Genomic DNA, 6,275 nt, shown 5'->3' with positions numbered 1-6,275 from the left:
AGTAATTCAAGATCTTTCGAGGTAGTGAATTACACCACATCTGAATACCAAAGATGTCGTCAATACTGTATTTGTCGATCCTTTCACCCTTTGGAATGAAGCGTCTGATAATGCCATTGTGACGCTCAACGCTTCCCTTATCGCAAGAGGTGTAAGGATGAGCATAATAAACAAGAGTTTTAGAAACTGTCTCTAAGTCGCTTAACTTCGCAAATTCTGACCCATTGTCAGTTGTGATAGACTTAAAGATTTGGTCCCATTTAGCGCCATACTCTTTACGCAGCTTCTTAAAGGCATTCATTACACTGTCAGCGGTCTTGTCAAGGATTTTGATTACCAAAAACATCCGGGTCTTTCTCTCACAAAGAGTCAGAAGTACCTCGTCATCTTTGGTTTTCTTCCCAAGAACCAAGTCGCATTCCCAGTGGCCAAACTCTTCACGCAGTTCAATTTTCGGGTCTCGTTCATCGATACTACGGCCTAATTTACGCAGGTTTTGGCGTGCTCTGTGTTGCTTAGTACTTCGAGTAGTTTTCATAGGCAAATCGAGATTGATGATGCCAAGAAGCCTTTGGTTAACGTACTTGTACAGCGTTTTGGTAGAGACAACCTCATCCTTGGAGAAGCCGTCTACAGCTAATGCACGCCCGACACAAGCATCTAAAGACCAGCCACCTTGGTGGAAATGCTTAACCACATAATCCATGAAACGACGGTGCTTAAAGAACTCAATCTTACGCCCGCAGTGCTTGCGGTTATCGTCATAAGCATCCTGTCCAACCTCGGCGAAATAACGCGTCCTGTGGCTATTAGGAGTGATTTTGGAGCCTCGTTTCAGCTCATAACCAATAGAGCTGGGAGAGCAGTTCAACCTTCTGGCAATAGCTCTGTTGGAGTATTTTTGATTGTGGTACGCCTCGATCAGACAACGATCCTTGATAGTAAAATGTCTGCCCTTTTGCCGAGAATCTGTGTTAGAATTTGAATGATCCATTTTGACCTCTTTCTTGGAATCATGTTTGTGGTAATTCATATTCTACCAGAGGTTGAAATGGATTTTTTATGTTCTAATACTACTGATTTTCAGTGGTGTTCAAATTGATTATACAATCGACCAACAAAATAAAAGACACAAGAATAAAAGACTAGAAAAGAGAAAGAAATAAAAAGTGGATTCTTTAGATCAAACCGAAAAGAGAAAATACATCTCTTGGCCAGTCATTGCCTTGATGGACTTCGTAACCGTCATCGGCTTTGACGACATTATCTACAACTTCCAAAACCAGGGCTTAGCCGTTGTCAGCGACTGGGTCATGCTTTTAGTCCTCTTCGTCATTCCTTACGAAATGATGGTGGGGCACCTGGGCAGCGTTTTTGCCAAAGAAGGGGGCGGTTTGTCCTCTTGGATTCGCCACACTTCCGGCGACAAGATGGGCTACATCGCGGCCTGGTGCTACTGGGTAGTATCTTTGCCATACCTGGTCGATGTGGCTAACTCAACCGTTATTTCCTTTGCCTGGCTGATCAAGGGACGGGCACTAAATGATTCAGAAATGTCCAACTGGGCCTTTGCCCTCTTTACGGCAATCTTGTTTGTCTTATTCATCTTCTTCCAGCACAAGTTTGCCAACTCCCTCCAGTGGCTGTCCATCATTGGGGGCGGGGCTATGTTTGTCATGACGATTCTTTTTGTCATCATGACCTTTGCCTACCTGGGCGAAGGCCGGCCAATTGCGACCCAGCCATTCCATTTCAAGAACTTCATGCCAACCTTTGACATGAAATTCCTGACCTCCCTGGGCTTACTCATTTTTGCCATGAACGGGAGTGAATTCGTTGCTCCTTACGTTAACGAAATGAAGGATGGCCCGCGTGACTTCCCGAAGGCCATGTACATGCTGGCTGCTATGACCGGCTTTTTGACCATCTTTGGCTCCTTCAGCTTGGGCGTTTTCTTTAACGCGCACAAGCTGCCAAACGACCTGAAGATGAACGGGTCCTACTACGCCTTCAAGGCCATGGGGGACAAGTTCGGCATGGGCAACTTCTTCCTTTATGCCTTTATCATCACCCAGGCTCTCTACATGCTGGCCCAATTAGCCGTCTTGGTCGATGGGGGTGCCCGGATCTTCTTGTCTGACACCGCCAAGCGCTACTTGCCAAAGCAATTGACCAAGACTGATAAAAATGGCCTGCCAATCAACGGCTACTGGCTGACTACCTTTATCTGCTCAGTCTTGCTCTTTTTGAGCTCAACCCTGCCAAGCGTGAACGACATCTTCAACCAGCTCTTGAACTTGAACGGGATCGTGTCACCATATGTAACGGGCTTGCTCTTCTGGGCCTTCATCAAGGTGCGGGTGCACCAAGAAGACTATCCATCTGAATATGTCTACATCAAGAACCGGAAATTCGCCATCTTCGTTGGCTGGTGGTGCTTGATCGTGACCTTAACGGGTGCTACCTTTGGGATCTTGCCAATCGATGCCAAGTTTGGGACCAGCAAGTGGACCCACATGCTGATCTTGAACATCGTGGAACCGCTCTTTATGATTGCCCTTGGCGTTATCTTGCCGCTGATTGCCAAGTGGCAAAGAAAACGGGATGGAGAAGAAGCCTAGTACATAATATAGCTTTGCTATTAATAGAGAGAACAAAAAAGAGATTTGCTTTAGCAAATCTCTTTTTGTTTTATCAACTATTCTTGTTAAAAAATTTAGAGCTACTCAATGAGCTTAGCATTCTTCAACAGCTCTTCCAGCCAAGTGCCTTGGACCTTCTTTAAAGCGCCTTTCAGGGCAAATTTTGGAATTGGCAGGTCCATCTGGTCTAATGGCTTCTTGTCGTTTAAGTAGTAGGTTGCCTTGAGCAGTTCCCGGATGTCGTAAACTGAGTCAAAGACCTCTGGCACCCCGCGGTCTACGTTAAGCAGGGTGTAGACGGCTTCCATAGCAGTTCTGACCGAGTATTCAGTGGTGAAGACGGTGTCGCGAGTCGGGGATTCAGCGAAGTTGCCGAGGAAGGCCAGGTTGACTGAACCTGCTGGCACAACTGCTGGCCGGTCGCCCTTCTTGCGGAGTTGGAAGTAGGCAGTAACGTATGGCATGTAAACTGGTACAGTGTTGACATAGTCCTTTGAAGCGTACTTCTTGATCAGGTCGTCTGGAACGCCCAGGTGGTAGAGGAGCTCTTCCGTGATCTCTTCACCGCTGCAGTCAACGACGCGCTTCTTGACGTAGTTGCCTGGAGTGTCAGAGTAGAGGGCGTAGATCCAGACAACGGTCTCGTTTTCCTTTTGGTCCTTGAAGTGCGGCTGTCTGTGAATGGTGAAGCTGAGCATCCAGTTGGAGTCAGTGACGGTGATGATCCCGCCAGTGTTGACCCGATGCTGGTGGATGTCGCGCTTAGTCAAGCGTTCAAAGTATGGCTCAAGGGTAGCATCCTTCATGGTCATGGTTGCGGAAATGAACCAAGCTCTGTCAGGGATGTTTTCGCAGAAGACCTCTGGGTGACCAAAGGCAGGGTCTTGCTTAGCCAGGTTTTGCCACAATTTCCAGCTGCCGCCAAGAGCATGGGTGATTGGCGCTGGGGTGTCGTGGGTCCCATAAGTTGAGCTTTCAACGATGGAGCCATTAGTGACGTATACCAGGTCGTCTGGAGTCAATGCAATTTCTTCTTGCTCGCCGTCTCTAGTCAAGATGATCTTCTTAGCAACCTTTTCGCCGTTGCTAGTGTCGACTTCGATATTTTGGACTTGGCAGTTGTAGCAGATGTCTACGTCGTGGTCCTTGAGGTAGGCAAGTAGAGGCTTAGTCATGGACTCGTATTGGTTGTACTTGTTGAACTTCAAAGCTGACAAGTTTGGCAAGCCATCGATGTGGTGGATGAAGCGCATTGCATAGCGCCGCATTTCGATGACTGAGTGCCACTTTTCAAAGGCAAACATGGTTGCCCAGTAGGTCCAGAAGTTGGTCTTGAAGAAATCTTCTGAGAAGTAGTCTTCAATGGTGATCCCTTCCAGGTCATCCTCTGGGGTCATGATCAGCTTGACGATTTCGCTTGCGCACTTGCCCAGGCCATATTGCCCGTCAGTTGGCACTTGGTCGCCGCGGTGGTGGATCAAGCGGCAGTTTGAAGAGTTCGGGTCATCCTTGTCAAGCCAAGCATATTCGTCCAAATAGGAGGCACCTGGGATTTCCAAAGATGGAATAGACCGGTACATGTCCCACAAGCATTCGAAGTGGTTTTCCATTTCCCGGCCGCCCCGGATGATGTAGCCGTATTCTGGGCGGTTGATCCCGTCAAGAGAACCCCCAGCTAGGGCTTCTTCTTCAAGCAGGTGGATCTTCTTGCCGTCCATGTGGGCGTCGCGCACCATGAAGACGCAGGCTGCTAGGCCCGCTAAACCGCCACCGACAACATAGGCACTTTTTTTGTCAGCATCTTTTGGTTTTCTAGCGTCAGTAAATGCTTCGTAATTACCGTTTGAATAATACATGTCATTCACCTCGTAAAAATACTTCTTGCTATTCTATTTGTTGTTATGTTTTTTCCTATTTCACTTTGAATTGTAGCATTCAAGAAAATCGCTTTCAAGACTTTAAAGGCTAATTTAGCATTTTTTAGAATATTTGTGAATAGAAATGAAAAAATGTCAAAAATGAAAAAGCTAATTTGTTTAATTTGTTATAATAGTGGGCAGAAGACATTAACGGAGTGATGGAAATGAAACGGTTAAAGGCGATTGCTTTCTTCTACGCTAGCCTAGTCAGCATTTTGATCGGTCTAGGGGCAGGGCTCTTTTTAACGGTCACGAGCGAACTGATCAGCCTCGTTTGGTCAAGACCGGTTTTAACTAGACCAGCTTGGCTGCTGGGCTTAGCTCTTATTTTTGGCATAATTATTGGTCTTTTGCAGGAAAAAATCGGTCAGTATCCTAAGACCATCAAGCAAATTCTGGCCGAATTTAAGGCCAGTGGCAAGGTGGAATCCCGGAGCTGGAAGACCTGGATCAATGGGGCAGCCATCTTAGCCAGCGGGGCCAGTGTGGGGCCAGAAGCGTCGATGACGGGGATTATTGCCCGTCAGTCCAGCTGGCTGGGGCAGAAGCTGACCAATTTTGTGACTAATCCCGATTTAGCAGGTGCTGATTTTTGGCAGCAAAACCAGGGCTTTTTTAAGTCAAAGAGTGATGCAAACCAGCCTTTAAAGAGCGTCTTTGCCAGTCAAAAGCGGCAAAAAGCAGCTTATACGATCTGGATTGTGCTGGGCGTAGTCGCCTTTGTTTTTTGGCTAAAAATCTTTCCAGAAAGCAAGGTCTTTGGCATAAGCTGGAAGGCGGTCAACTGGACCTGGCAGGGGCTGGCCTTAAGCCCAGTCGCCTTGGTTATCGGTCTCTTATTTGGCTACTTCTTCTTAAAAATGGAGCAGGCCGGGGCCTGGCTCAGCAAGAAAATTGCGAGTCCCATTTTAAAAGGGGCTTTGGGTGGCCTACTCTTAGGGATTTTTGGCATTTTTTCAACTTACTTTCTTTGGTCAGGAGCCTTTACCATGTGGAAGCTGGTCAAAGAGGCAACAGTCTTGGGCCCAGTTTTGCTCATCGTTTTGGCCTTTGGCAAGGCGATCGTGACCAACCTGGGCTTTGGCCTTGGCTGGCGGGGCGGAACGATCTTCCCGGCAATTTTCTGCTCGGTTGCCGTGGGCATGGCCTTTGCCCTAGTTTTGCCGTGGTCGCAGAACCTGCTGGTCGCAATTATTACCTCAGCTAGCGTCAGCTTGATCGTGGGCCGGCCAAAATTGGTTGTCGTCTTGCTGATCTTTCTTTTTACCTTGAGGCTAGCCCCGGTTATTTTGGCGGTTTGCTGGGTCTGTGAGCAGCTGCTGAATACCAAGTGGCTGCTGGAGAAACTGCAGTAAAATTTTCCTTCGGCAGATATTTTTATGAAAAAACAGTTGACAATCTGAAAACTTAGCCGTAAGATGATGATAAATAAATTAATACTTGCTTAGAAAAGATGAGTAGCTATTCCAAGCTTTTTAAAGAGAGCCAGGGCAGGTGAAAGCTGGCAATTGCGAAGGTAGTGAAGATGGTCTTTGAGCAGACAAGGGGTGAATCCTGAGCCCCTTGCAGGAGGCGCCTGTTATCGCGCCAAGGTTTAAGAATGAACCTGTTGAGGGCTGGGCCGTGAGGCTTAGCCGAAGTAAGAGTGGTATCACGCAAGTGCGTCTCTTGGCTAGAAATAGCTGAGGGCGCACTTTTTATTTGGATAATTTTT

5 protein-coding genes are annotated in these 6,275 nt (G+C 47.3%); 2 read left to right on the top strand and 3 right to left on the bottom strand.

Annotation, left to right across the window (positions count from 1 at the left end; all coding sequences use genetic code 11):
- Positions 1-994, bottom strand: a 994-nt coding sequence (locus ACI4WN_RS06665; protein WP_439777503.1) for an IS30 family transposase, incomplete at its 3' end; no start/stop codon positions are given.
- Positions 995-1,169: 175 nt separating this feature from the next.
- Here ACI4WN_RS06665 and ACI4WN_RS06660 point away from each other — a divergent pair.
- A complete protein-coding gene (locus ACI4WN_RS06660; RefSeq protein WP_439777502.1) occupies positions 1,170-2,621 on the top strand; it encodes an APC family permease in 1,452 nt (483 codons plus the stop codon).
- 101 nt (positions 2,622-2,722) lie between these two features.
- On the opposite strand, the gene ACI4WN_RS06655 is transcribed toward ACI4WN_RS06660, so the two are convergent.
- Positions 2,723-4,498 (bottom strand): oleate hydratase, encoded by a 1,776-nt coding sequence (locus tag ACI4WN_RS06655; RefSeq protein ID WP_439777501.1) that lies wholly within the window; start codon positions 4,496-4,498, stop codon positions 2,723-2,725.
- Positions 4,499-4,725: 227 nt separating this feature from the next.
- Between ACI4WN_RS06655 and ACI4WN_RS06650 the strand changes: the two genes are divergently transcribed.
- On the top strand, positions 4,726-5,916 hold the full coding sequence (locus ACI4WN_RS06650) for a chloride channel protein (RefSeq protein WP_439777500.1): 1,191 nt from the start codon (positions 4,726-4,728) through the stop codon (positions 5,914-5,916).
- Positions 5,917-6,022: 106 nt separating this feature from the next.
- Here the strand turns inward: ACI4WN_RS06650 and ACI4WN_RS06645 are convergent.
- On the bottom strand, positions 6,023-6,275 hold a 253-nt coding region (locus tag ACI4WN_RS06645), incomplete at its 5' end, for a hypothetical protein (protein ID WP_439777499.1).

Source organism: Lactobacillus sp. (assembly GCF_051893255.1).
Classification (GTDB): Bacteria; Bacillota; Bacilli; order Lactobacillales; family Lactobacillaceae; genus Lactobacillus.
The sequence above is the reverse complement of the archived record's forward strand: the minus strand, read 5'-3'. Positions and strand labels throughout refer to the sequence as shown.